Raw genomic sequence first — 23,250 nt, forward strand, 5'->3', positions numbered from 1 at the left:
CTCAGCGCGCCACGCTCAGCGACAGGGCGAAACGGCCCTCGCCGTCCGTCCACCAGTGGGCCAGGTCGAGCCCGGCCGCCGCCAGCTCGGCCCGCACACCCTCCCGCCGGAACTTCGCGGACACCTCGGTGCGCAACTCCTCCCCGTCCGCGAAGTCCACGGCCAGGTCGAGCGCCTGGATCTTCACGGTCTGCGCGGCGCGCGAGCGCAGCCGCATCTCGATCCACTCCCGTTCGGCGTTCCACAGCGCCACGTGATCGAAGGCCGCGGGTGCGAAGTCGGCCTCCAGCTCGCGGTTCACCACCAGCAGCACGTTCTTGTTGAACTCGGCCGTCACCCCGGCCGCGTCGTCGTAGGCGCGGACCAGCACCCCTTCGTCCTTGACCAGGTCCGTGCCCAGCAACAGGGTGTCGCCCGGGGAGAGCAGGGAGCGCACGGAGGCCAGGAACTCGGCGCGTTCCCCGGGCAGCAGGTTGCCGATGGTGCCGCCGAGGAACGCCACCAGCCGGGGGCCCGGCGTGTCGGGCAGCGTCAGCCCGCCCGTGAAGTCGGCGATCAGCGCGTGCACCTGGAGGCCGGGACGCTCGGCGACGAGCGCCTGTCCGGCCTGGGTGAGGGCGCTCTCGCTCACGTCGACCGGCACGTAGCCGCGCAGCCCGTTGCGCTCGGTGAGCGCGTCGAGCAGCACCCGCGTCTTCTCCGAGGAGCCGGAGCCCAGCTCCACCAGGGTGCGGGCGCCGGTCGCCGCCGCGATCTCCCCCGCCCGGTCGACGAGGATCTCCCGCTCGGCCCGGGTCGGGTAGTACTCGGGCAGCGCGGTGATCGCCTCGAACAGCTCGCTGCCCCGCGCGTCGTAGAACCACTTCGGCGGCAGCCACTTGGGCGTGCCCGTCAGGCCCGCCCGGACGTCGGCGCGCAGGGCGGCGTCCGTGGCGTCCTCGGGCAGCGTCCGGGTCAGACGGAACTGGCTCACGTGCGGGGCTCCTTCGCAGAGACGAAAGCGTCGGTCGTGCCGAGGGCGGGGGCGGCGGTCCCGCCCGGCGCCTTGAGCGGGGTGAGCCGCACGTCCGTGCGGCCCGCCGTGAGCAGGGTCCGGTCGGGGACCTCCTGCCAGTGGGGGTCGTCGTCGTACGGCTCGGAGGCGACGACCGTGCCGCCGCCCGGGCGGGACAGGTACCACAGGGTGTCGCCCCAGGTGGTGGCGGTGACGGTGGAGCCGTTGGTGAGGAGCAGGTTGAGCCGGGAGGCCGGGGCCGCCGCGGCGACCTCGAGCACCGTCTCGGCCAGCGCCCGGCCCTCGTCGTCCCCGGCCCGCAGCCGGGCCAGGACCAACGCCCACACGAGCGCCGAGTCGTTGCGCGCCTCCAGCGACAGCAGCTCGCCGGGCGGCAGCGTCGCGGCCACCGGAGCCAGCGAAGCGGGCCAGCCCGCCACCGCGCCGTTGTGGCTGAACAGCCAGGCCCCCGCGGCGAACGGGGCCGCGGCCGCCTCCGCGTCGGCGCCGGACAGCGTCGCGTCCCGTACGGCCGCGAGCAGCGCGCCGGTCCGCACCACCCGGGCGAGGTCGGCGAAGGACTGGTCCGCCCAGATCGGGCCGGCCCGCCGGTACCGGGCGGGCACCGGGTCGCCCTCGGCGTACCAGCCGACGCCGAACCCGTCGGCGTTGACCGTGCCGTACCGCTGGTGCCGCGGCGCCCACGACTGGCGGTACAGACCGTGCGGCGGACTGACGAGGAGCCTGCCCAGCGGCTCCCCGGGGCCCACGTAGGCCAGGTGCCGGCACATCAGGCGGCCTCCCCCGACGCCGACCGGGCGGTGCGGAACCCGGAGAAGATCTGCCGCCGGACCGGATAGTCCCAGTTGCGGAACGTGCCTCGGCAGGCCACCGCGTCCACGGCGAAGGAACCGCCGCGCAGCACCTTGTACTCGGGGCCGAAGAACACCTCCGAGTACTCCTTGTACGGGAACGCCCTGAAGCCCGGGTACGGGGCGAAGTCGCTCGACGTCCACTCCCAGACGTCGCCGATCAACTGCCGTACACCGAGCGGCGACTCACCGGCCGGGTAGCTGCCCGCGGGCGCCGGACGCAGGTGCCGCTGCCCGAGGTTGGCGTGCTCCGGGCCCGGGTCGGCGTCGCCCCAGGGATAGCGCATGGCGCGGTCCCCGGCCGGGTCGTACCGGGCGGCCTTCTCCCACTCGGCCTCGGTGGGCAGCCGGCGCCCGGCCCAGCGGGCGTACGCGTCGGCCTCGTACCAGCACACGTGGAGCACCGGCTCGTCGGCCGGGACCGTCTCGGTCACCCCGAAGCGGCGCCGCAGCCACTGCCCGCCGTCCCGGCGCCAGAACAGCGGGGCGGTGACGGCGTGCCGGCGAATGTGGTCCCAGCCCTCGGGGGTCCACCAGCGCGGGTCGTCGTAGCCGCCGTCGTCGATGAACGCCCGGTAGGCGCCGTTGGTCACCGGGACGGTGTCGATGAAGTACGGCGCCACTTCGCGCCGGTGCGCGGGGCGTTCGTTGTCCAAAGCCCACGGCTCGGTCGAGGTGCCCATGGCGAACGGGCCGCCCGGCACCAGGACTTCGGCCGGTCCGGTGAACAGCGGGACGGGGCCCGGGTCGGGCGCGGTCAGGGCCTGCGGGCCCTTGCGCAGCTGGTGCGTGATCAGCATGGTCTCGTCGTGCTGCTGCTCGTGCTGGGCGATCATCCCGAAGGCGAAGCCCGCCTCCGTCAGCCGCGTCCCGTCGAACGCGGTGGCCTCCAGCACGTCCAGCGCCCGCCCTCGCACGTCCGCCGCGTACCGGCGGGCCTCGGCGGGCGACAGCAGGGGCAGGCTCGGCCGCTCGGAGCGCGGATGCTCGAAGGCGTCGTACAGGCTGTCGATCTCCGGGCGTATCGCCTCCTGCCCGGCGACCGCGCGCAGCAGCCACTGCTCCTCCTGGTTGCCGATGTGCGCCAGGTCCCACACCAGCGGGGACATCAGCGGCGACACCTGGGCGGTCAGGTCGGGACCCTCCACACAGCTGGTGAGCAGCGTGGTGCGCTCGCGGGCGGTGACCAGCGTGGTCAGGGCCCGCTCGCGCAGGGCCTCCGGCGTTGTGGTCGTGGTCGCGTCAGTGGGGTCGGTCATGAGCGGGTCTCCCTCCCGTGCGGGCCACGGTCCGCGCCGCCCGGCATGTCCAGCAGATCGTCGGCGGGGCAGCGCCCCCTCAGGACGTAGCGCTCCCGGTACGCGGCGACGGCGTCCGTCACCTCGGTGCTCGCGCCGAGCCGGGGCAGCGCGGCGAGTGCCGCGGTGAAACACGTGACGGCGGCCTCGCACAGCTCGGGATCGCTGAGGGCGTCGCGGGCCGCGTCCTCGTACAGCGGGTTGTGCGGCGCGGGCAGGCCGAGGGTGCGCTCGGCCAGGGGCTTGACGGCCCGGTAGGCGGTCTCGGTGGCCTCGGGGTCGTCGAACAGCGCGGCGGTCACCGCCAGCGGCACGATCCAGCCGTCGTCCCCGGGCTGCGCGTCGATCATCCGCAGCTCCAGGTGGCCGCGGGGACGCACCGGCGGGAAGAGCGTGGTGAGGTGGTAGTCGAGGTCCTCCCGGGTCGGCGGCCGGGGCACCAGCTCGCGGGTCCACTCCCGCAGCGTCAGGCCCTCCGGAACGTCCCAGGGGCCGCCGTCTCGGCGCACGCACATCACCGGGGCGTCCAGCACGTGCCGCGCCCAGGTGCCGCGCGGGTCGCTGTCCAGCGGGGGACCGCCCGCGCGTCCGGCGCCGATCTGCGTCCACCGCAGCTGCCGGGTGGACCGCCAGCCGGTGGGGCGCCCGCCGGACAGCGGGGAGTTGGCGAACGCCGCCAGCAGGACCGCGCCCAGATGATGGGCCAGCCACCACCGGCGCACGTGACCCAGCGGCCCCGGCTCCTCGTGCCCGGCGTCCACGCACACCTGCACCGAAGCGGAGGCACACATCATGAAGCGGCCACCGGGGCCGGTGCGGTCGAGACAGGACTCCATGGCGTCGTAGCGCGGCTGCCGCAGGTAGCGGCGCGGCGGGTGCCAGGGATCGTGGCCGAGGCCGACCAGGGCGAGACCGTCCTCGCGCAGCACGGCACGGACGGCGTCGAGATCGGCGGAGACGGAGCGGACGCACTCCGTCAGCGAGGCGGCGGGGAGCGAACTCAGCTCCAGCTGGCCGCCGGGTTCGACGGTCAGCGCCGACCTCAGGGGCACGGCCCGCAGCGCGGTGTACACCGCGTGGAGCCGTTCGGGTGACACGGGGAGCCGCGGCGCGCGCAGCTCGTGGACGAGCCATTCCACCTCGACGCCGAGGAGCCTGGGCGGACCGGTCTTGAAGCAGATGCCGCGGACCAGCGCCTCGACCTCGGCCTCACTGACGGCGGTACGTGGCCGGATACAGCCACCAACCGAATCGGACATGTCGGGATCCTCCTGAAGATTCCACCATGCCGCCGGCCCCTCTGCGGTGGGCCGGGCCGGCACACTCGTCCCACCCAAGACCCTCGTGCCGCTCCGCACAAGGATGCATTTCGTGACGTTCCCGCTCGGTAATCTCCGTGATCCGCCCGTTTCCGGGGGCTTTCCACGTCGTTCGCCGGTCGGGAAACTCCGTTGCACCGCATCCTCAGCATCACCCAGGATTCCCGCATGAGCACGACGGGGGAGACCGCGCCGCGCGCGGTCACGGCGTCCACGGGGGTGGCGCCGTGAGCGCGCGCCTGCGGGGCATCGCACAGCAGACGGAGCAGATCGTCGCGGCCGGGTCCTACCGCACGTCCGACGGGCGTGAGGTGCCCCTCGCGCCGGCGGTCGGGGCGGCCCGGGACGGTACGCGGATGTACGGGCCGGGGCCGGTCGAGGTGTCCGTTCCGGCCGGTGCGCGCACGGACTTCGAGGTCACCGGCGAGAGCAGCCTGGAGGCCGCCCGGCGGCTCGGCGGCGACGTCGCCGTGCTCAACTTCGCCTCCGCGCGCAACCCGGGCGGCGGCTACCTCAACGGTGCCCAGGCCCAGGAGGAGGCCCTGTGCCGGGCCTCCGCGCTGTACACCTGCCTGCTGCGGGCGCGCGAGTTCTACGACCACCACCGCGCCCACCGCGACCCGTTCTACACGGACCGCGTCGTCCACTCGCCCGGCGTACCCGTCTTCCGCGACGACCGGGGCCGCCTGCTGGACGAGCCGTTCACGGCCGGGTTCCTCACCTCCGCCGCGCCCAACGCGGGCGTGGTGCTGCGCACGGCCCCGGAGCGCGCCGCCGACCTGCCCGCCGCCCTCACCCGGCGCGCCGAGCGGGTGCTGGAGACGGCCGCGGTCCACGGGTACCGGCGGCTGGTCCTGGGGGCCTGGGGCTGCGGCGTGTTCCGCAACGACCCCGCCCAGGTGGCGGGCGCGTTCCGGACACTGCTCGGGCCCGGCGGGCGGTTCGCCGGTGCCTTCGAGAGGGTGGCGTTCGGCATCCTGGACCGCACCCCGGGCGCCACCGTCCGGGCGGCCTTCGAGCGCGCCTTCCCGGAGGGCACCGGCCGTCCCGGTCAGCTCCAGCCGTAGCGCTCCCGCAGCCGCTGCCGCACGAGGTCGAAACGCATCCGGTCCAGGGCACACGCCTCGCGGCGCATACCCGCGTCGTGCAGCCGCAGCACCCGGTCCACGTCGACCCAGGAGTCCCGCCCGGAGCGGTCCCACGGCCCGCTGCCGATCGGCACCCACTCCCGGTCCCCGTCGTGCCGCCTGCTGGACAGCTGCACGGCCAGCACCGTCCCGGCCGCCTCCCGGGCCACCACGAGCACGGGCCGGTCCTTGCCGCGGCCGTCCGCCTCCTCAAAGGGCACCCACGTCCAGACGATCTCGCCGGGATCGGGATCGCCGTCGTGCGCGGGGGAGTACTCGGTCCGCACCCGGCCCACCTCCCGCGGGTCGGCCTCGGTGGTGGCGGAGGGTCCGTAACGGCCCGGGGCGCTCTCGCCGTTGCTGTCGATGTCGTCGGTGAAGGCGTTCACGGCCGTACCGTACGGGACGGGTCCGCGCGGACGCGCGGGGACCCGCGTCCGGTGGCAGGCTGGCCCCCGGGCCCGGCTCGCAGGAGCCCGGCCACCGGCGACACGAGACAGTACGAGTCAGAAGGCGACGTCATGACCGACCAGCTCACCGTGAGCGTCCTGGGCACCGGCATCATGGGTGCCGCGATGGCCCGCAACCTCGCCCGCGCCGGACACACCGTCCGCGTCTGGAACCGCAGCCGGGACAAGGCCGAGCCGCTAACCGCCGACGGCGCGCACGTCGCGGACAGCCCGGAGGAGGCCGTACGCGGCGCCGACGTCGTCCTCACGATGCTGTACGACGGCCCGGCCGCCCTCGACGTCATGCGGCGGGCCGAGCCCGGCCTGCGCCCCGGCACCGTGTGGGCGCAGTCCACCACCGCGGGCGTCGACGCGGTCGCCGACCTGGCCGCCTACGCCCAAGAGCAGGGCCTCGTCTTCTTCGACGCTCCCGTCCTCGGCACCCGGCAGCCCGCGGAGGCCGGTCAACTGCTGGTGCTGGCGGCGGGTCCGAGCGAGGCGAGGGACACCGTGGCCCCCGTGTTCGACGCCGTCGGCTCGCGCACCGTGTGGACCGGCGAGGACGGCGCGGCCGGCAGCGCCACCCGGCTGAAACTGGTGGCCAACAGCTGGGTCCTCGCCGTCACCAACGCCGGTGGCGAGACCCTCTCGCTCGCCAAGGCCCTGGGCGTCGACCCGGACACCTTCTTCGACGCCATCGCCGGTGGTCCGCTCGACATGGGCTATCTGCGGGCCAAGGCCGGGCTGATCCGCGACGGCGCCCTGACGCCGGCCCAGTTCGCCGTCGCCACCGCCGAGAAGGACGCCCGCCTGATCGTCGAGGCCGGCGAGGCGAACGGCGTTCGGCTGGACCTCGCCGCGGCCGGTGCGAAACGCTTCGCCCGGGCCGCCGCCCAGGGACACGGCGACGAGGACATGGCGGCGGCCTACTTCGCCAGTTTCGAGGAGAAGGCGACCGACTGAGCCCACCCTGGGTACCGGGTGCACGAGACACCCCGGCACCCGCACCGACACCGACACCGGCGTCCGGACCCGGTGCCGGACCACACCACACCGCGAGGAGAGACCGCATGTCGAAGCCGCCGCTGCCGCCCGAGGCCGTCGAACTGCTGCGCCGCCCCAACCCGTGCGTCATGGCCACCCTCCGCCAGGACGGCGCCCCCGTCTCCACGCCCACCTGGTACGTCTGGGACGACGACGGCCGGGTGCTGATCAACCTGGACGCGGGCCGCGTGCGCCTGGGACACCTGCGCCGCGACCCGCGCATCACCCTCACCGTCCTCTCGGGCGACGACTGGTACACCCACGTCACCCTCATCGGCCGGGTCGCCGAGATGCGCGACGACGAGGACCTCTCCGGCATCGACCGCCTCTCCCGGCACTACACGGGCAACCCGTATCCGAACCGGGAGCGTCCCCGGGTCAGCGCCTGGATCGAGGTGGAGCGCTGGCACGGCTGGGGGGCGCTGAAGGACAGCTCCCAGTCGGGCTGACGGACGGCGCCTCCTGCCGCGCCGGGCGCCGGAACAGCGCGCCCGGCCACCAGAACCGGCGGCCCAGGTCGAGCGCGAGGGCGGGCACCAGCACCGTACGCACCAGGAAGGTGTCGAGCAGCACGCCGATCCCGACCAGGACGCCCAGCTGCGCCATGGTCACCAGCGGCAGCCCCGCGAAGACGGCGAAGGTCGCGGCGAGCACGACTCCGGCGGAGGTGATCACACCGCCCGTACTGGTCAGGCCCTCCAGCACACCGCGGGCGTGCCCGAGCCGGGCGGTCTCCTCGCGCACCCGGTGCATGAGGAAGATGTTGTAGTCGATGCCCAGGGCGACCAGGAACACGAAGCCCATCAGCGGAATCGACCAGTCGACACCCGCGAAGCCCAGCACGTGCTCGAAGAGCAGGTTCGAGGCGCCCAGCGCCGCCAGGTACGACAGCACCACGGTGGCCAGGAGCAGCAGCGGGGCGACCAGGGCGCGCAGCAGCCCGACCAGCACGGCCAGGACCACCAGGAGCACGACCGGAACCACCGTGGTCAGGTCGCGCCCCGCGGCCCGCTGGGTGTCCAGGTACTGCGCGGTGGTGCCGCCCACCAGCGCCTCGGCACCGGCCACCCGGTGCACGGCGTCCCGGAGGTCGCCGACCGTGTCCTTGGCACGCTCGCTGTCCGGGGTGTCCGCCAGGACGACCGACAGCTGGGTGCGGCCGCCGTCGGGCGTGCGGTCGCCCCCGGCCTCCACCCGGGCCACGCCCCCGACGTGCGCCGCGGCCCGCCGCACCGCGTCGGCGTGCGCCGTGGCGGTGACGATCTTCACCGGATCGGAGGCGCCCGACGGGTAGTGGGCCGAGATCCGCTCCTGGGCGACGACCGACTCCGGCTCGTCCTGGAACATCTCCTCCTGGGTCAGCCCCATGGACAGGCCGGCCGTGCTGAGCGCGAGGACACCGGTGACCGCCACCGACATCAGCCACGACCAGCGGGGCCGCCGGGCGACCGCGGACCCGACGCGGGACCACACCGTGCGCGACGCCCGGGCGGGCGTACCGGCCCTCGGCACGAAGGGCCAGAACACCCAGCGGCCGGTGAGGACGAGGAGGGCCGGGAGCACGGTGACCATCGCGAGGAAGGCGCAGACCACGCCCACCGCGCCCACCAGCCCCAGCGAGCGCGAGGAGTTGATGTCGGCGAAGCCCAGACAGGCCAGGCCCGCCGCGACGGTGCCGGCCGACGCCAGGACCGCCGGGCCCGAGCGGACCAGCGCGATCCGCATCGCCTCGTGCCGGTCGGCGCGGCGGTGCAACTCCTCGCGGTAACGGGCGATGAGGAGCAGCGCGTAGTCGGTGCCGACACCGAAGACGAGCACCATCAGCACGCCCGAACTCTGCGGGTCCACCGGCAGCCCGGCGTACCGGGCCAGGAGATAGGTGCCGACCTGGGTGAGGACGGCCGCGAAGCCCACGGACAGCAGCGGCAGCAGCCACAGCACGGGGCTGCGGTAGGTGATCAGCAGCAGCAGCGCCACGACCAGCCCGGTGGCGAGCATCAGGGTGGTGTCCAGGCTGTCGAAGACGGCGACCTGGTCGGTGAGCGAACCGGCCGGTCCGCCGACGACGACGTCCACGCCGGGCGGCGCGTTGGCGCCCACGGAGGCCCGCAGTTCGTCGATCGTCGCGGTGACGTCGTCCTCGCTGTCCAGCGGAACCACCGTCATCAGCGCCTCTCCGTCCTCGGACGGGATCGGCGGCGACACCTCCTCGCCCGCGGCGGCGTACCGGGCGAGCACGGGCCGGTCGGCGGCCGCCTGCTCCTTCGCCCCCGCACCGGTGTGCACGACGACGGCGGGCATCAGCGTGTCCGTGCGGAACCTCTCCAGCTCCGTGTTGACCCGCGCGGACTCCGCACCGCGCGGCAGGAAGGCGTTGGCGCTCGTGTCCTCGACGTCGCCCAGGCGGCCCGCCAGCGGACCGAGCGCGACGGCCACGACCAGCCAGGCCGCCAGGACGTACCACTTGCCGCGCCGCCCACCGGGCGCACGGGCCACACGCCGCAACAGCGCACGCATGAGTAATCTCCTTCATGGGGAACGCGCCCGCCGGTCGTCGACCGGCACGAGGGCGCACGGGGCCCGCACCGCGGCGCTCAGGTGTGCGACCTGCCGCGGTGTACGGGACGGATGTGTGTCTGGGGTGTGACATCTGGCGATGTCGGGTGTGTTCCGCCGCGGTACGGCCGGGAGTTGCCGCTCCCGGCCGTACGTGTGCGGAGGTGTCCGGTGGCGGTGTCTATTCGATCTCGCGCATCATCTTCTCCATCGAGCCGACCGCGAGCCGGGTCTGGGTCAGCTCGTCGAGGGTCTGCCGCTGCTCCTCCACCGTGCGGCGCTGCAACTCCACCGTGTCCTCCAGGAGTCGTGCGTACCGCGTGGCCAGCTCCTTGTACTGCTCCTCGCGCGCCGCCAGCATCCGGGCCCGCCAGGTGGCGGCGACCTGCCAGACGATCACGATCATGAGGCCGAAGAACCCGGCCGCGCCCACGGCGCCGACCAGGACCCCCAGCTCCTCGGCCCCTGCGGCGAGAGTCACCACGTCCTCGTTCACTTCGCTTCCTCTTTCGCACTCCGGCCGGCGGTCCGGTCGGTCTCGGTGGTGTCGGTGATCGTCGCGGCCGCCTGCGCGACGACCCGCGGGGTGAGCTCGTAGAAGAACGGGGTGACGTCGTAGTACTTCACCGTCTTGCCGTCCTCCGCGACCTCGAGCGTGCCGGCGACCAGGCCCGCGGCCTCCAGTCGCTGCAGGTGCATGTGCAGCAGCGGACGGCCCATGCCGATCAGGCGGGCCAGTGCGCTGACGTAGTTCCGGCTCTCCAGGAGCGCCGCGACGATCCGCATGCGGTGCGGGTTGCCGAGCGCGGAGAGCACCTTGAGCAACTCGTCACCGGTCGGTGCCGGAGGTGGGGCCTCGGGCATCGCACCCCTTTCCGTGGTACCTGTCAGGAAACGCTGACAGGGGCCGGAGGTACCTGTCAAAGATTTCTGACACATCTCAGGGACGGATCAGGGACGGATCAGGGGCGGGTCAGGGGCGGGTCGGGGTGGAGGCAGGGGCAGATCGGGGGCGGACGCGGAGGCGGGCCCGGGGCGTATGATCATCACGCGGCATCGCGTGTCGGTCACCGTCCGGGTGAGGCATGGAGGCGCCGCGGAGATGCCCGTGGAGGCATTGCCCCGTGTCAGTCGAGTTCAACCACACCATCGTTCTCTCCCGGGACCGGGAGAAGTCCGCCCGCTTCCTCGCCGAGATCCTCGGTCTCGAGGTCGGCGAACGGCCGGAATGTTCCTGCCCGTGAGGACCGCCAACGGCGTCACCCTCGATTTCGCCACCGTCGACATCGACATCCCCGTGCAGCACTACGCGTTCCTCGTCTCCGAGGACGAGTTCGACGCCGTCCTCGCCCGGCTCGTCGAGGGCAGGATCCCCATCCAGGCCGACCCGCCCGGCCGGCACCCGGGCCGGATCAACCGCAACGACGGCGGCCGGGGCGTGTACTTCACCGACCCGTCCGGGCACGGCATGGAGGCCTTCACCCGCCCCTACGGCAGCGACCCGGCCTCGCCGCTGAACGGCGTCACCGAGGACGTGCCCGGGGCCTGCTGACCGGCGTCCCCGAGGCCGTCACCCGGCCAATGGCCGGGGCCGTTGTCAGACCCCCTCCGCATACTGGTGGCCTCGAAGTGCCGGATGCGAGGGGGACTGGCCGTGCGGATGCGGACGGTGTACAGGGGTGAACTACCGGTCGTCCACGGGCGGTTCCACGTGGACAGCCGTCGCGAGCCGTGGGCGCCGGTGCCGTCGGAGGCCTGCGCCGGGCAGGCCAACGGGCTGTGCGGCGCGGCCGTCCCGGGCTGCCTCTTCCTGTGCACGGGCCTGAGCAGCGGGATAGTCGCCCTGACCGTCGAGGTGCACGGCACCGCGCCGCCCGTCGAGGACCGCTGGGAGGACGTGGTGGAGGCGTCCTTCCGCCCGCTGACCGCCTCGACCGCAGTCCTGCCCTGCGGCCGCGGCGCACTGTGCGAATGGGCCCTGCCGCCCGCCGACCACCGGGTGCGCTACTGCGGACGCGGCATGGACGGCGGTGCGGGGGCCGGGTCCGCCGCGGCCCGGGACGCGGGACCGGACGGCCAGTACCTGCTGCAGTTCTGGCCGGCCCCGCCCACCGCGGACCGCGTCGTCCGGCAGACCTCGCGCAGCGCCGCACACCGGCACCGCTACGCGCGCGCCCTGGAGCCGCCCGTTTCCGGGGCGCGCACCGAGCGGGAGCGCGCCGAGATCCGGTCCTGGGGCGGCCGGCTGCCCAGCCGGCGGGTGCGGGAGGCCGGTGCCGACGCACGCGGGCTCGTACCGCTGGACCGGGAGCTGCTCGACGCCGTCGACGCGGCGTGCCCGGCCACCCAGCGCGGCCTCGCCCGCTGGGCCGCCCGCCGGGCCCTGACCGCTGCCGGACTGGACGGCGTCGACTGGATCGCGCCCGCACTGAGTGCGCTGGACCGGGGCGAGCCCCTGCCGGCCCCGTTCGACGATCCCCGGCGGGCCTGGGACCGCTTCTTCACCGACGCCCGCACCGCCCTCACCGCGCCCGGCCCGCCCGGCGCCGGCCAGGGCGCCCCGCTGTGCCGCGCCCTCGCCCTGCCCGCCCTCCGAGCCGCCGCCGACCCGGACCCCCTGCGTGCCGCGCTCGGCGCCCTCTTCGCCGCCGCGGTCACCCACGGCACCGACTACCCGGCCCTGTTCGCCGAGGCCCGCCGGCACTTCCCCGACCTGGGCCCGGACGCGTCGGCGCGGGGGTGAGGGGCGGGGCGTGTCTCCGGCGGTGTGAGGGGGCCCGATGGCCTTGCATGGCCGGCCTGCTGGTCCGGGACCGGGCGGGTGCGGGGCCGGGGCGGCGGGTGGCGCCTGGGGTGCCGGGACGGGGTCGGGCGTGGCGCCCGGGCCGTCGGGTTCGGTTCGCCAGGTCCGACCGGGCTTGGGCGACCTGCCTCGGAGTGCGGTGTCCTGGGCGGGACCGTGGGGCCTCAGCCGTCAGCGGTGGGCCGGGCCGGGGAGGGAGCCAACGTGTGGGACCGGCGCGGCAGCAGCAGCGGGGTCGCCAGGAGCAGCACGCCCGCGAGCGCGACCGCCGTACGCGTCCCGGTCAGGCCGGCCAGCAGCCCCCACAGCGCGGTCAGCGCCGCGGTCGTCAGCTTCCCGCTGACCGTCCAGGCCGACAGGGTGCGCGCCACCCGGTCCGCGGGCGTCAACTCCAGCCGCCGGGTGGCGTACACCGGGTTGTACACGCCCACGGACGTGATCAGTCCGAACTCGACGGCCATCACCAGCACCAGCCCCCCGGCCCCCGGGCCGACGAAGGCCAGCCCGATGGGCCAGCACACGCGCAGCACACCGCTGGTCACCAGCACCCGGTGCTCTCCGTAGCGTGCCACGAGCGGTCCGGCCAGCCGCGAGCCGACCAGCCCGCCGACACACGGCACGGCGAAGGCGAGCGAGTACTGCCAGGGCGCGAAGCCCAGGTCGCCCAGCATGAGCACGGCCAGCAGCGGTGCCGTCGCCATGATCAGCCCGTTGACCAGGACCGTGTTGAGGAACAGCGGCCGCAGAGCCGGTGAGGCGAGCACGTATCGCCAGCCGTCCAGCACATCACCGGCGCGCAACCGGTTCGCTGCCGCGCGCCGCGGGTGCGGCTCCCCGCCCCCGATCGCGCGGATGCCCAGCGCCGAGAGGAGGTAGCTGACCGCGTCGGCCGCCACCGTCACCACCGGGCCGAAGAGCCCGATCGCGGCCCCGCCGACCGGGGGCCCGAGCATGGCCGCGGTCCAGGTCGTCGCCTCGAACCGGCCGTTGGCCCGCAGCAGGTCCGGCCCCGGCACCAGCGCCTTGAGACAGGAACCGGCGGCGGCCCGGAACGTGATGTCGGCCGCGGCGACGACGACCGACACGACCAGCAACTGGGCGAAGCCGAGCCGGCCGAGGGCGTACGCGAGCGGCACGCTCAGCAGCACCGCGCACCGCAGCAGGTCCGTCGCGATCATCACCGGCCGCTTGCGCCGGAACTCCACCCACGGCCCGAGCGGCACGGCCACCACCGCGCCCACCGCGAGGCCGACCGCCGAGAGCGCCGCCACCCGTGCCGGACCGGCGTCGAGCACCATGACCGCGATCAACGGAAAGGCGTCGAAGGCGAGCCGCGTGCCGAACGTGCTGACCGCGTACGCACCCCACAGCCACCCGAACCCCCGCCCCAACGATCCGCCGCCCACCACGTCCGACTCGACCACACCCGACTCCGTCACGCCCGACATCCAAGCGAGCCGGGGCCGCGCGGATCAAACAACCGGCCGGGCGGCACGTACAACCGATCGTTGTGCGCACCTCCCGAGGCGGGCGCTACCGGGTGAGCAGTTCGCGCAACGCCCCGGCGACCTCGGCCGGCGCCTCCTCCGCCATGAAGTGCCCGCAGCCGACGGTCTCGTGCCGCAGGTCCGGGGCCCACGCCCGCCACAGCGCGACGGCGTCGTACCCGAGAGCGGCGCCCCAGTCCTGCTGGAGCACGGTCACCGGCATCCGCAGCCGGTTGCCGTTCTCCCGGTCCGCCCGGTCGTGGTCGACGTCGACGCCGGCCGAGGCCCGGTAGTCGGCCACGATGGAGGGCACCGCCTCGCGGGACGCCTTGAGGTAGGCGGCGCGGACGTCGGCGGGCAGGGCATCCGGGTCCCGGGTCCAGACGTCGAGGAAGTGACCGAAGAACGCGTCCGGCGCGGCGCCGATCATTTGCTCCGGCAGCCCCGGTGGCTGCGCCATCAGATACAGGTGGAAGCCCACCGCCGCCGTCGTGCCGTGCAGGACGTCCCACATGTCCAGCGTCGGCAGCACGTCCAGCGCGGCCAGGTGCGTCACCGCGTCGGGGTGGTCGAGCCCGGCGCGCACCGCGACCAGCGCGCCCCGGTCGTGACCGGCCAGCGCGAACCGCTCGTGCCCCAGCTCCCGGGCCAGGGCGACCACGTCGGCGGCCATGGCCCGCTTGGCGTACGCGGTGCCGTCCGGGTCGGCGGGCTTGTCGCTGGCACCGTAGCCGCGCAGGTCGGGGCAGATGACCGTGTGGTCGGCCGCCAGGTCGGCGGCGACGTGCCGCCACATCAGGTGGGTCTGGGGAAAGCCGTGCAGCAGCACGACCGGGCTGCCCGTGCCGCCGACGGCCACGTGCAGGCCGACGCCGTCGGCGACCGTCACGCGTTCGTGGGTGAAGCCGGGAATGGCCGGTTCCGCGGTGGTCAGGGTGGTCATGGTGGTCAGCGCCTCTCTGTTCCTGCTCGTGTCACCCGTCCTGGTGACGCCTTCGAGGCTGCCGCGCCCGAATCAGCAACCGATCAGCGGCCGACCGGCACCGATCGACAGCCGACCGGCAACCGACCGGCGACCGGTCCGCACGCGTACTGTGGTGATCGCACGCGCGGTGGCGATCGGAGCGGACGGAACACGGAACATGGAAGCGGTCACGTTCGGTGTGCTCGGAGCGGTCACCGCCCAACGCGGCCCCCACCCCCTCGCCCTCAGGGGCCCCCGGCACCGGGCCGTGCTCGCCCGGCTGATCCTGGCCCGGCGGCGGGTCGTCCCCGTCGCCCGCCTGGTCGAGGACCTGTGGGACGCCCCGCCGCCGCGGGCCCTCGGCGCGGTGCGCACCTTCGTCGGGGACCTGCGGCGCGCCCTGGAACCCGACCGCCCGCCGCGCGCCCCCGCCCGGCTGCTGGTCACCGAGGGACCGGGATACGCCCTGCACGCGGCGCCGGACACCGTGGACGCGTGGCGCTTCGAGGCCGCCGTCGCCGAGGCGGACCGGCTGCCGGCCGCTCGGGCCCCCGAGCGGCTGCGGGCGGCCCTGGGGGAGTGGCGGGGACCCGCCTACGCCGAGTTCGGCGCGGCGGACTGGGCGCGCGGCGAACGCTCCCGGCTCACCGAGCTGCGGCTGCGCGCCGTCGAACGGCGCGCGGAGCTGCTCGTGGAACTCGGGCGCGCCGCCGAGGCGGTCCCCGACCTGGACGCGCACGTCACCGAGCACCCCTGGCGCGAGGAGTCCTGGCGCCTGCTGGCGCTCGCCCTGTACCGGACCGGACGGCAGGCGGACGCCCTCGCCGTGCTGCGCAGGGCCCGCGCCCTGCTGGCCGGGCGGCTCGGCATCGACCCCGGCCCGCGGCTGCGCCGCCTGGAGGCCGGCATCCTCGCCCAGGACCCGGACCTGGACCCGCCCGGCGAACCGGCCGACGCGGCGGCCCGGCTGTGGGCCCGCGCGACCGAGGCGTACGACCGCACGGTCGCCGCCGGTTCCCGGGCCCGTCTGGAATCCACCGTCGGACTGCTGCGGAGCCTCGCCGTCACCGGCGGCGGTGGTCTGGAGGCCGCCCGGGAGCACCGGATGACGGCGGTCCAGGCGGCGGAGGAGACGGGCGACGCGGAACTGACCGCCCGGGTGATCGGCGCCTACGACGTCCCCGCCAACTGGACCCGCAGCGACGACCCCGCACTGGCGCGGCGCCTCGTCGACGCCGCCGAGCGCACCCTCGGCGTCCTGCCCGAGGTCCCCGCCACCGAGGCGGCACGCTGCCGTCTGCTGGCCACCGTCGCCCTGGAGTCAAGGGGCGTGCGCTCCCCGCGCGGGCCGCGGGCCGCCGCCGAGGCCGAGGACATCGCCCGCCGCCTGGACGACCCCGCCCTGCTCGCGTTCGCCCTCAACGGCGTCTTCATGCAGTCCTGCACCCGCGCCGGACTGGCGCCGCGCCGGGACGCGATCGGCGCCGAACTCGTCGCCCTCGGCACCCGGCACGGCCTGGTGAACTACGAGGTGCTCGGCCGTCTGATCCGGCTCCAGGCCCGCGCGGCCCGCGCCGACTTCACGGCCGCCGACGAGCACGCGAGCGCCGTGGACCGCCTCGCCGAACGGCACGAACGGCCCCTCGTGGCCGTCTTCACCGCCTGGTACCGGGCCCTGCGACAGGCCGCCACCGGCGGCCCGTCCGCCGGCTCCCACGACAGCGCCGAGGCCGCCTACCGGTCGGCCGCCTCGCGACTCGACGGCGCGGGGATGCCCGGCCTGGAACGCGGACTCCTGCCGCTCGCCCTGCTCGGCCTGCGCCTGGCCCACGGCCGGCCCGCGGAGGTGGATCCGCGCGCGGACTGGGGACCGTACCGGCCCTGGGCCGAGCCCTTCGCCCTGCTGGCCGAGGGCCGCGGCACCGAGGCCCGAAGCGCCCTGCGGGCCCTGACCGAACCGCCGCCCGACCTGCTCTACGAGGCGCTGTGCTGCGCCGAGGCCGCGCTCGCCCTCGCCCTCGGCGACCGCCCGGCCCTGCGGCGGGCCCACGACAGGCTGCTGCCCGCGTCCGGTGAACTCGCGGGCGCGGGCAGCGGGCTGCTCACCTTCGGGCCGGTCGACGGCTGGCTCGACGCGATCCGCCGGGCCCTGGAGGCGTGAGGGGCACGAGGGGCACCTCCAGGTGCGTCCGTCACCAGCGGTCGCGCCACATCAGGGGGATGCCCCGGCCCGTGCCGGGTACCCGCCGGGTCATGAAGTGGCAGCAGGTGCAGGAGGGTCCGTCCGCCGTGTACGTGGTGGTGCTCGACCAGGGCGAGGACGCGGTCGGCGAGCTGACCGCCTTCGCCCGCGACCGGTCCCTGGGCGCCTCCCAGGTGACCGCCGTGGGCGCCTTCTCCGAGGCGGTCGTCGGCTGGTTCGACCGGCAGGCCAAGGACTACCGGCACATCCCGGTGCGGGAGCAGTGCGAGGTGCTGTCCCTCATCGGGGACGTCGCCGTCGCCGACGACGGACCCACCCCGCACCTGCACGCCGTACTGGGCCTGTCCGACGGCACCACCCGCGGCGGCCACCTGCTGTCCGGCCGGGTCTGGCCGACGCTGGAGGTCGTCGTCCGGGACAGCCCGGCGGAGCTGGCCAAGACCCACCGTCCCGACATCGGCCTGGCCCTGATCGACCCCGGCTGAGCCCGGCGTCGCGGAACGGTTTACCGGCCCGGGTGCGGGCTACGCGGCCCGCAGGCAGTCCCGTACCGACACATACCGAACCCGGGAGGCGCGAGATGACACGGCGCATCCGAGACGTGATGTCACCGGCCGCGGTGGCCGTCGAGCCCATGACGACGGTGGCCCGGGCGGCCCGGCTGATGCGCGAGGAGGACGTCGGCGACGTCCTGGTGACCTACGACTGCGACCTGTTCGGCGTCCTCACCGACCGCGACATCGTGCTGCGCAGCGTCGCCGACGGACGGGACCCCGACGCCACCACGGTCGGCGCGGTGTGCACGCCGCCGCCGGTCGTCACCCTCGAACCCGACGACACCACCGACCGCGCCGCCGAGCTGATGGCCCGCCACGCCGTGCGCCGGCTCCCGGTCGTCGAACACGGCGGCGTCCCGGTCGGTGTGGTCACCCTGGGCGACCTAGCCGCCACCGACGACCCGCACTCCGCGCTCGCGGACATCAGCCGGGCCGCACCCGGCCACTGACACAAGGCCGTCATGAGCGAACCGGTCCACGCACGGAGCGCCCTGCGGCTGAGACTGCTGCTGTCGGCGGTCTTCCTGCCGCTGTTCCTCGCGGGGGCCGTGTTCTTCGGCGTGTGGGCCGCGGACACCGCTCCCGGCGACAGCCCCGGCCGCGGCATGCTCGTGGTCGTCGCCGTGGTGTGTGCGGCGCTCACCCTGCTGGCGGCCGCCGACCTGCTGGTGGTGGCCCGCCGGCTGAGAAACGGACACGGGCCCGCAGGCCGGTGATCCGGAAGGGGACGGAGGAAACGACATGGCGCCCACGGCACGCACACCGACGGCACGCACCCGGGAGGACCGCCGCGCCACCACCCGCACCGCGCGGCTGCGCACCCGGATCCCCGAACCCGACGAGGAACCCGACCTGCTCGGCCAGTACCTGACCCAGATCGGGGCCACCCCCCTGCTGACCGCCGAGGACGAGGTACGGCTCGCCACCCGTATCGAGGCGGGAGTGCGGGCCAGGGAGGAACTGGAGGCGGCCGACACCGGCGAGCCCGCCCCCACGCCCGGGCGGCGCCGCACGCTGGAGGAGACCGTTCACGACGGCCAGGAGGCCAAGGACCACATGGTGCGGGCCAATCTCCGGCTCGTGGTGTCGATGGCCAAGCGCCATGCCCACCGCGGACTGCCGCTCCTCGACGTCATCCAGGAGGGCAACCTCGGACTGATCCGGGCCGTGGAGAAGTTCGACCACACCAAGGGCTTCAAGTTCTCCACGTACGCCACCTGGTGGATCCGCCAGGCCATCGAACGGGGCCTGGCCACGCACGCCCGCACGGTACGGCTGCCGGTCCACGTCGTGGAGCAGCTCCAGAAGCTCGCCAAGGTCGAACGCAAGCTCCGCGCGGGCCTCGACCGCGAGCCCACCACCGAGGAGGTCGCCGCCGGGAGCGGCATCGACGCGGACAAGGTCGTCTGGCTGCGCAGGGTGGGCCGGGACGCGGTCAGCCTGGACACCCCCGTGGACGAGACCGGCGACACCGTCGTCGGTGACCTCATCCCCGACACCGAGGTGCTGCGCGCCCCGGAGGTCGCCGAGTTCCAGGCGCTCGCGGCGGAACTGCGGGAGGCCGTCGGTACCCTCGCGCCCCGCGAGTCCCTGATCCTCAGCCTGCGCTACGGCCTGCACGACGGCCGCCCCCGCACCCTGCAACAGGTCGCCCAGCACGTGGGCCTCACCCGCGAGCGCGTCCGCCAGCTGGAGAAGGAGTCCCTGGCCCACCTGCGCGCCCCCGAGCACCGGGAGCGCCTGCTGGACTGGGCGAGCTGACCCGGCCCGGCGCCGGGGGGTGTCGTTCGGATCAGGCCGGCTCCGTCCGCAGCCGGGCCCCCTGGCGCAGCAGTTCCCGCTGGACCAGCCGGTAGGGCAGCCCACGCGGTCCGCTCCCGTGCCGTACGGTCAGCGCCGCGCACACCCCGGCCGCGTGCCCGGTCGCCATGGCGATGGGCATCACCCGGTACGACGAGTGCGCGACGTGCGTCCCGGAGATGCAGCGGCCCGCCACCAGCAGCCGGTCGGTGTCCCGGGGCAGCAGGCAGCGCAGCGGGATGTCGTAGAAACTGCCCCGCGGCACCCGCTTGAGGACGGTGCCGGAGCCGCGCGGGTTGTGGATGTCGACCGGATAGGCGCCGTGCGCGATCACGTCCGGGAAGGTGCGCGCCGCCAGGATGTCGTGGCCGGTCAGCCGGTAGTCGCCGACCACCCGCCGGCTCTCCCGCACACCGATGTGCGTGCCGCTCTGCACCACGTACGACTCCTCGAAGCCCGGCACGCGGGTGCGCAGGAAGCGGTCGATCTCCGCCAGTTGGTGCCGGGCCGTGTACTCGGCGCGGGTGAGGTCCCAGACGCTGGTGCCGAGGACCCGGTTCACCCGCGTGCTGTTGACGGCGACCTCGTGCGGGTGCGGGGTCGCGAAGAAGAGGATGTCCTCGCGCGGCAGCCGCAGTTCGCCGTTCTTCCTCGCCTCCTCGATCAGGTCCCACAGTCCGTGCACACCCCGCCACTGGTCGGGGTGCTCGCGCACGTACGCGGCGAAGTCCGGCCGGGCGAAGTCGGCGACGCGGAACATCAGCGTCATGGGCTGCACCAGCCCGTCCTCGGGGCGCCCGATCTCGTACGGCGCCCCGCAGGCCGTCGCCACGTCGCCGTCGCCCGTGCCGTCCACGACCACCCCGGCGTCGATCACCACCGGTCCCGACTTGGTCTCGAACACCACCCGCCAGCCCGAGCCGTCGTCCAGCGGCAGCGCGCCGGAGGCGAAGGAGTGGAACAGCATCCGCACCCCCGACTCGTCCGCCATCTCGAGCAGCGAGAACTTGAACAGCTCCGGATCGAAGGGGACCGTGTACCCGGTCTTCGGGGAGGGCGGCAGACAGCCGCCGCGGCCCGTCAGCCGGTCGAGCAACTGCCACAGGACGCCCGCGACCACCGGCTCGCCCTCGCCGTGGTCGGTGGGCAGCAGCCGCGAGGTGTCCCCGGCCTCGGTGAAAGCGGCCTGCTTGTGCTCGTTGTGGAACGACATCAGCGGCATCACCAGCGCCACGGTCGCGTTGCCGCCGAGGAAGCCGTACCGCTCCACCAGCACGACGTCGGCCCCGGCGTCGGCCGCGCCGACCGCGGCCGCGAACCCGGCGGGGCCGCCGCCCACCACCAGGACGTCGCAGCGGCCCCCGTGCCGGGCATGCCGGGGCGGCAGGGTGACGGTGCGGGACTCGTGGGGCTCTTCCAGGATCGGCATCGCGCACCCTCCGGTCAGGCGTTCAGCGGCCGCGGCTCTGCGTGGTGGGGCCCCTCACCCGCCACGGGGGCGCCGCCCGACCCGCGTGCGGCACCGATCTCGTCGAGCAGGGACCCGCACCGCGCGCAGGTCTCCCGCGCCGACGCGGACAGCTCGCCCATCCGGTCCCGCAGGTCGTCCCGGCGCCGCGGGTACTCGTCCCACAGCCGGTCCACCTCCGCCAGCAGCAGCCCGGCCTGCTCCCGCGCCACCCCCACCAGCGCCGGGGCACCCAGTCGGCGCGCGAAGTCGAAGACCTTGCCGGAGTACGGCAGCGGCAGCACCGGTACGCCGGTGAGCGCGGCGAAGATCACGAAGTGCAGGCGCATGCCCACGGCCACGTCGAGATGGCGCATGAAGCCGAGGACCTGCCCCGGGCTGTAGTCGCCGTGCAGGATGCGGCCCTGGTCGGGGGCGGTCAAGTGGGACAGCACGGCATGTGCGTGCCGTACGTCGTGCCGTTCCATCGGGAGGAACACCACGCGCGCGTCCAGCCGGCGGACCAGGAAGTCCGCGACGTCGGCGAGCAGCGCGTGGTAGTCGCCCTCGTCGAGCTTCTCGGCGGCCCGCCCCGGCTCGCGCACCGACATCCCCACCAGCCGGGTGCCGGTCGGGATGCCCTCGTCGCGCATCATCGCCTCGGTGAACGGCTCCGGGGACAGCAGGAGCGCCGGGTCGGCGGTCACCGCGACCTCCCGCTCCAGGCCGACCTCCTCCAGCACCAGCCGCGACTCCTCGTCCCGCACCACGACGTCGTCCATCTCCGCCAGCACCGTGCGCACCGCGTCCCGGTCCTCGGGGTCCGTGAGCGGCCCGGCGCCGACGGCGTAGGCGAACGTGGGCACGTGCCGGGTCTGCGCGGCCCGCACCAGCCGCAGATAGCGCCGCGCCTCGCCGTCGTAGAGGATGCCGCCGCCGCCCAGCACCAGCAGGCCCAGGCCGGGCAGCACGTCGAGGACGTGGTTGCGGCTCACCCCCTCCCAGGGCACCACCTCGTCGGCGTCGGGGTGATGGGCGTGGGTGTGCTCCGCGTTCCGGCTCAGCACGACGAGGTGCGCGTCCGGCCGCCGCACGCGCAGGCAGCCCAGCACGCAGGTCAGGATCGCCTCGTCGCCGGTGTTGAAGCCGCCGTAGGAACCCAGCACGCCGATGCGCGGGCCCCGGCGGTCGGGGCGGGGAGGCGAGGGCCGAAGGGTCATCCGGGGCTCCCGTCACGTCGGAATCGGCCGGCGCGCGCCGTTTTCGGCGCGTGGAGCCGCGCACCCTGCCGGGTTGCCTGCGCCGCATCCCGGAAACACCCTGATCAAGGACCGTCCGTACGCGACCCGTACCGCACGAGGAGCACCGGTGAACGTCACCCTCAGCGTCTGGCTGCTGACCGTCGCGGGCCTGTGCGTCCTCGTCGCCGCCGACTTCTTCGTCGGACGCAAGCCGCACGACGTGTCCCTGAGGGAGGCCGGGATCTGGACGGCCGTCTGGGTGGTCCTGGCCTGCCTGTTCGGCGTGGGGCTGCTCGTGTTCGGCGGCGGCGGGCCGGGCGGGGAGTTCTTCGCCGGTTACCTCACCGAGAAGTCGCTGAGCGTCGACAACCTCTTCGTCTTCGTCCTGATCATGGCGAAGTTCTCGGTGCCCTCGCAGTACCAGCAGCGGGTGCTGATGGTCGGCGTCCTGGTGGCGCTGGTGCTGCGTGCCGCGTTCATCGCGGCCGGCGCGGCGATCATCACCGCGTTCTCCTGGGTCTTCTACCTCTTCGGCGCCTTCCTGATCTGGACCGCCTGGAAGCTCATCCAGGACGCCCGCAAGGGCGGGCACGAGCAGGAGGAGTACGAGGAGAACAAGCTGCTGAAGTCGATCGAGCGCCGCTTCGGCGTCGCCGACCGCTACCACGGCACCCGGCTGTGGGCGGAGGAGAACGGCAGGCGGGTCATGACCCCGATGCTGGTCGTGATGCTCGCCATCGGGTTCACCGACATCCTCTTCGCCCTGGACTCCATCCCCGCCATCTACGGGCTGACCCAGGACCCGTACATCGTGTTCACGGCCAACGCGTTCGCCCTGATGGGCCTCCGGCAGCTGTACTTCCTCATCGGCGGTCTGCTGAAGAAGCTGGTGCACCTCTCCTACGGCCTGTCGGTCATCCTCGGCTTCATCGGCGTCAAGCTGGTGCTGCACGCCCTGCACGAGTCCGGCGTCCACGTGCCCGAGATCGGCATCCCCTTCTCGCTCGGGTTCATCGTGCTGGTCCTCGCGGTGACCACGGCGACCAGCCTGTGGGCCACGCGGCAGGAGCGGGCATGACGGCGGCCGCT

22 protein-coding genes and 1 pseudogene are annotated in these 23,250 nt (G+C 74.4%); 11 read left to right on the forward strand and 12 right to left on the reverse strand.

What is annotated here, in order from left to right; translation table 11 throughout:
- Nucleotide 1: 1 nt before the first annotated feature.
- From egtD to egtA, 4 genes are read right to left on the reverse strand one after another with little or no spacing between them, the layout of a single operon-like run.
- Entirely contained in the window at nt 2-973 is a 972-nt protein-coding gene (egtD, locus tag ACFYZ3_RS09685; RefSeq protein WP_388515056.1) for an L-histidine N(alpha)-methyltransferase, read from the reverse strand.
- Entirely contained in the window at nt 970-1,785 is an 816-nt protein-coding gene (egtC, locus tag ACFYZ3_RS09690) for an ergothioneine biosynthesis protein EgtC (RefSeq protein WP_388515057.1), read from the reverse strand. The genes egtD and egtC overlap by 4 nt, the downstream gene beginning before the upstream one ends.
- On the reverse strand, nt 1,785-3,125 hold the full coding sequence (egtB, locus tag ACFYZ3_RS09695; RefSeq protein WP_388515058.1) for an ergothioneine biosynthesis protein EgtB: 1,341 nt from the start codon (nt 3,123-3,125) through the stop codon (nt 1,785-1,787). The genes egtC and egtB overlap by 1 nt, the downstream gene beginning before the upstream one ends.
- Complete coding sequence (gene egtA / locus ACFYZ3_RS09700) at nt 3,122-4,423, reverse strand: ergothioneine biosynthesis glutamate--cysteine ligase EgtA (protein WP_388515059.1); 1,302 nt, start codon at nt 4,421-4,423, stop codon at nt 3,122-3,124. The genes egtB and egtA overlap by 4 nt, the downstream gene beginning before the upstream one ends.
- A gap of 287 nt (nt 4,424-4,710) precedes the next feature.
- On the opposite strand from egtA, the gene ACFYZ3_RS09705 reads away from it, so the two are divergent.
- Nucleotides 4,711-5,550 (forward strand): TIGR02452 family protein, encoded by an 840-nt coding sequence (locus ACFYZ3_RS09705; RefSeq protein WP_388515060.1) that lies wholly within the window; start codon nt 4,711-4,713, stop codon nt 5,548-5,550.
- Here the strand turns inward: ACFYZ3_RS09705 and ACFYZ3_RS09710 are convergent.
- Nucleotides 5,535-5,999 carry a type II toxin-antitoxin system PemK/MazF family toxin gene (locus ACFYZ3_RS09710; RefSeq protein ID WP_388515061.1) on the reverse strand — a complete coding sequence of 155 codons (465 nt, stop codon included), beginning with the start codon at nt 5,997-5,999 and terminating at the stop codon, nt 5,535-5,537. The genes ACFYZ3_RS09705 and ACFYZ3_RS09710 overlap by 16 nt on opposite strands.
- Nucleotides 6,000-6,131: 132 nt before the next feature.
- On the opposite strand from ACFYZ3_RS09710, the gene ACFYZ3_RS09715 reads away from it, so the two are divergent.
- Both ACFYZ3_RS09715 and ACFYZ3_RS09720 read left to right on the forward strand, forming a co-directional pair.
- The gene (locus tag ACFYZ3_RS09715) at nt 6,132-7,022 is read left to right on the forward strand and encodes an NAD(P)-dependent oxidoreductase (RefSeq protein WP_388515062.1); all 891 of its coding nucleotides are present in this window, start codon (nt 6,132-6,134) and stop codon (nt 7,020-7,022) included.
- Nucleotides 7,023-7,129: 107 nt separating this feature from the next.
- Nucleotides 7,130-7,552, forward strand: a complete 423-nt coding sequence (locus ACFYZ3_RS09720) for a PPOX class F420-dependent oxidoreductase (protein ID WP_388515063.1) — start codon at nt 7,130-7,132, stop codon at nt 7,550-7,552.
- On the opposite strand, the gene ACFYZ3_RS09725 is transcribed toward ACFYZ3_RS09720, so the two are convergent.
- From ACFYZ3_RS09725 to ACFYZ3_RS09735, 3 genes are all read right to left on the reverse strand, one after another.
- Nucleotides 7,482-9,620, reverse strand: coding sequence for an MMPL family transporter (locus ACFYZ3_RS09725; protein ID WP_388515064.1), 2,139 nt, complete (start codon nt 9,618-9,620; stop codon nt 7,482-7,484). The two genes, ACFYZ3_RS09720 and ACFYZ3_RS09725, sit on opposite strands and share 71 nt — an antisense overlap.
- Nucleotides 9,621-9,840: 220 nt before the next feature.
- Nucleotides 9,841-10,155, reverse strand: coding sequence for a hypothetical protein (locus ACFYZ3_RS09730; protein ID WP_162832962.1), 315 nt, complete (start codon nt 10,153-10,155; stop codon nt 9,841-9,843).
- Nucleotides 10,152-10,523, reverse strand: coding sequence for an ArsR/SmtB family transcription factor (locus ACFYZ3_RS09735; protein WP_388515065.1), 372 nt, complete (start codon nt 10,521-10,523; stop codon nt 10,152-10,154). Before ACFYZ3_RS09735 ends, ACFYZ3_RS09730 begins: the two co-directional genes overlap by 4 nt.
- Before the next feature lie 260 nt (nt 10,524-10,783).
- Here ACFYZ3_RS09735 and ACFYZ3_RS09740 point away from each other — a divergent pair.
- Nucleotides 10,784-11,211, forward strand: a pseudogene (locus ACFYZ3_RS09740) (VOC family protein).
- A 159-nt stretch (nt 11,212-11,370) separates the two neighbouring features.
- Entirely contained in the window at nt 11,371-12,402 is a 1,032-nt protein-coding gene (locus ACFYZ3_RS09745; protein WP_388515066.1) for a hypothetical protein, read from the forward strand.
- A gap of 224 nt (nt 12,403-12,626) precedes the next feature.
- On the opposite strand, the gene ACFYZ3_RS09750 is transcribed toward ACFYZ3_RS09745, so the two are convergent.
- Together ACFYZ3_RS09750 and ACFYZ3_RS09755 are read right to left on the reverse strand one after the other, a co-directional pair.
- Nucleotides 12,627-13,910 carry an MFS transporter gene (locus ACFYZ3_RS09750; RefSeq protein ID WP_388515067.1) on the reverse strand — a complete coding sequence of 428 codons (1,284 nt, stop codon included), beginning with the start codon at nt 13,908-13,910 and terminating at the stop codon, nt 12,627-12,629.
- Nucleotides 13,911-13,995: 85 nt separating this feature from the next.
- The gene (locus tag ACFYZ3_RS09755; RefSeq protein ID WP_388515068.1) at nt 13,996-14,892 is read right to left on the reverse strand and encodes an alpha/beta fold hydrolase; all 897 of its coding nucleotides are present in this window, start codon (nt 14,890-14,892) and stop codon (nt 13,996-13,998) included.
- Between the two features lie 199 nt (nt 14,893-15,091).
- Between ACFYZ3_RS09755 and ACFYZ3_RS09760 the strand changes: the two genes are divergently transcribed.
- The 5 genes from ACFYZ3_RS09760 (at nt 15,092) to ACFYZ3_RS09780 (ending at nt 19,434) form a co-directional block, all read left to right on the forward strand.
- Nucleotides 15,092-17,074 carry a BTAD domain-containing putative transcriptional regulator gene (locus ACFYZ3_RS09760; protein ID WP_388515069.1) on the forward strand — a complete coding sequence of 661 codons (1,983 nt, stop codon included), beginning with the start codon at nt 15,092-15,094 and terminating at the stop codon, nt 17,072-17,074.
- Between the two features lie 92 nt (nt 17,075-17,166).
- The gene (locus tag ACFYZ3_RS09765; protein ID WP_388515070.1) at nt 17,167-17,601 is read left to right on the forward strand and encodes a PPC domain-containing DNA-binding protein; all 435 of its coding nucleotides are present in this window, start codon (nt 17,167-17,169) and stop codon (nt 17,599-17,601) included.
- A 95-nt stretch (nt 17,602-17,696) separates the two neighbouring features.
- Nucleotides 17,697-18,122 carry a CBS domain-containing protein gene (locus ACFYZ3_RS09770; protein WP_109030621.1) on the forward strand — a complete coding sequence of 142 codons (426 nt, stop codon included), beginning with the start codon at nt 17,697-17,699 and terminating at the stop codon, nt 18,120-18,122.
- A gap of 12 nt (nt 18,123-18,134) precedes the next feature.
- Nucleotides 18,135-18,389: a DUF6343 family protein gene (locus ACFYZ3_RS09775; protein WP_388515071.1), complete on the forward strand. Its 255-nt coding sequence runs from the start codon at nt 18,135-18,137 to the stop codon at nt 18,387-18,389.
- Between the two features lie 25 nt (nt 18,390-18,414).
- Entirely contained in the window at nt 18,415-19,434 is a 1,020-nt protein-coding gene (locus tag ACFYZ3_RS09780; protein ID WP_388515072.1) for an RNA polymerase sigma factor RpoD/SigA, read from the forward strand.
- Between the two features lie 31 nt (nt 19,435-19,465).
- Here ACFYZ3_RS09780 and ACFYZ3_RS09785 read toward each other — a convergent pair whose 3' ends face one another.
- Nucleotides 19,466-20,902 (reverse strand): FAD-dependent oxidoreductase, encoded by a 1,437-nt coding sequence (locus ACFYZ3_RS09785; protein ID WP_388515073.1) that lies wholly within the window; start codon nt 20,900-20,902, stop codon nt 19,466-19,468.
- 14 nt (nt 20,903-20,916) lie between these two features.
- A complete protein-coding gene (locus ACFYZ3_RS09790; protein WP_388515074.1) occupies nt 20,917-22,140 on the reverse strand; it encodes a polysaccharide pyruvyl transferase family protein in 1,224 nt (407 codons plus the stop codon).
- 148 nt (nt 22,141-22,288) lie between these two features.
- Here ACFYZ3_RS09790 and ACFYZ3_RS09795 point away from each other — a divergent pair, with 148 nt between their 5' ends.
- Nucleotides 22,289-23,239, forward strand: coding sequence for a TerC/Alx family metal homeostasis membrane protein (locus ACFYZ3_RS09795; RefSeq protein ID WP_388515075.1), 951 nt, complete (start codon nt 22,289-22,291; stop codon nt 23,237-23,239).
- Nucleotides 23,240-23,250: the final 11 nt, after the last annotated feature.

It is taken from the genome of Streptomyces sp. NPDC001599, assembly GCF_042893535.1.
In the GTDB taxonomy this organism is placed as follows: Bacteria; Actinomycetota; Actinomycetes; order Streptomycetales; family Streptomycetaceae; genus Streptomyces.

Coding starts and splice junctions, on each gene's coding strand:
- egtB (WP_388515058.1), bottom strand. CDS start 3,125: ATGACCGACCCCACTGACGCGACCACGACCACAACGCCGGAGGCCCTG.
- ACFYZ3_RS09790 (WP_388515074.1), bottom strand. CDS start 22,140: ATGACCCTTCGGCCCTCGCCTCCCCGCCCCGACCGCCGGGGCCCGCGC.
- ACFYZ3_RS09750 (WP_388515067.1), bottom strand. CDS start 13,910: ATGTCGGGCGTGACGGAGTCGGGTGTGGTCGAGTCGGACGTGGTGGGC.
- ACFYZ3_RS09715 (WP_388515062.1), top strand. CDS start 6,132: ATGACCGACCAGCTCACCGTGAGCGTCCTGGGCACCGGCATCATGGGT.
- ACFYZ3_RS09785 (WP_388515073.1), bottom strand. CDS start 20,902: ATGCCGATCCTGGAAGAGCCCCACGAGTCCCGCACCGTCACCCTGCCG.
- ACFYZ3_RS09770 (WP_109030621.1), top strand. CDS start 17,697: ATGACACGGCGCATCCGAGACGTGATGTCACCGGCCGCGGTGGCCGTC.
- ACFYZ3_RS09720 (WP_388515063.1), top strand. CDS start 7,130: ATGTCGAAGCCGCCGCTGCCGCCCGAGGCCGTCGAACTGCTGCGCCGC.
- ACFYZ3_RS09755 (WP_388515068.1), bottom strand. CDS start 14,892: ATGACCACCCTGACCACCGCGGAACCGGCCATTCCCGGCTTCACCCAC.
- ACFYZ3_RS09725 (WP_388515064.1), bottom strand. CDS start 9,620: ATGCGTGCGCTGTTGCGGCGTGTGGCCCGTGCGCCCGGTGGGCGGCGC.
- ACFYZ3_RS09760 (WP_388515069.1), top strand. CDS start 15,092: ATGGAAGCGGTCACGTTCGGTGTGCTCGGAGCGGTCACCGCCCAACGC.
- ACFYZ3_RS09780 (WP_388515072.1), top strand. CDS start 18,415: ATGGCGCCCACGGCACGCACACCGACGGCACGCACCCGGGAGGACCGC.
- egtC (WP_388515057.1), bottom strand. CDS start 1,785: ATGTGCCGGCACCTGGCCTACGTGGGCCCCGGGGAGCCGCTGGGCAGG.
- egtA (WP_388515059.1), bottom strand. CDS start 4,423: ATGTCCGATTCGGTTGGTGGCTGTATCCGGCCACGTACCGCCGTCAGT.
- ACFYZ3_RS09775 (WP_388515071.1), top strand. CDS start 18,135: ATGAGCGAACCGGTCCACGCACGGAGCGCCCTGCGGCTGAGACTGCTG.
- ACFYZ3_RS09765 (WP_388515070.1), top strand. CDS start 17,167: ATGAAGTGGCAGCAGGTGCAGGAGGGTCCGTCCGCCGTGTACGTGGTG.
- ACFYZ3_RS09735 (WP_388515065.1), bottom strand. CDS start 10,523: ATGCCCGAGGCCCCACCTCCGGCACCGACCGGTGACGAGTTGCTCAAG.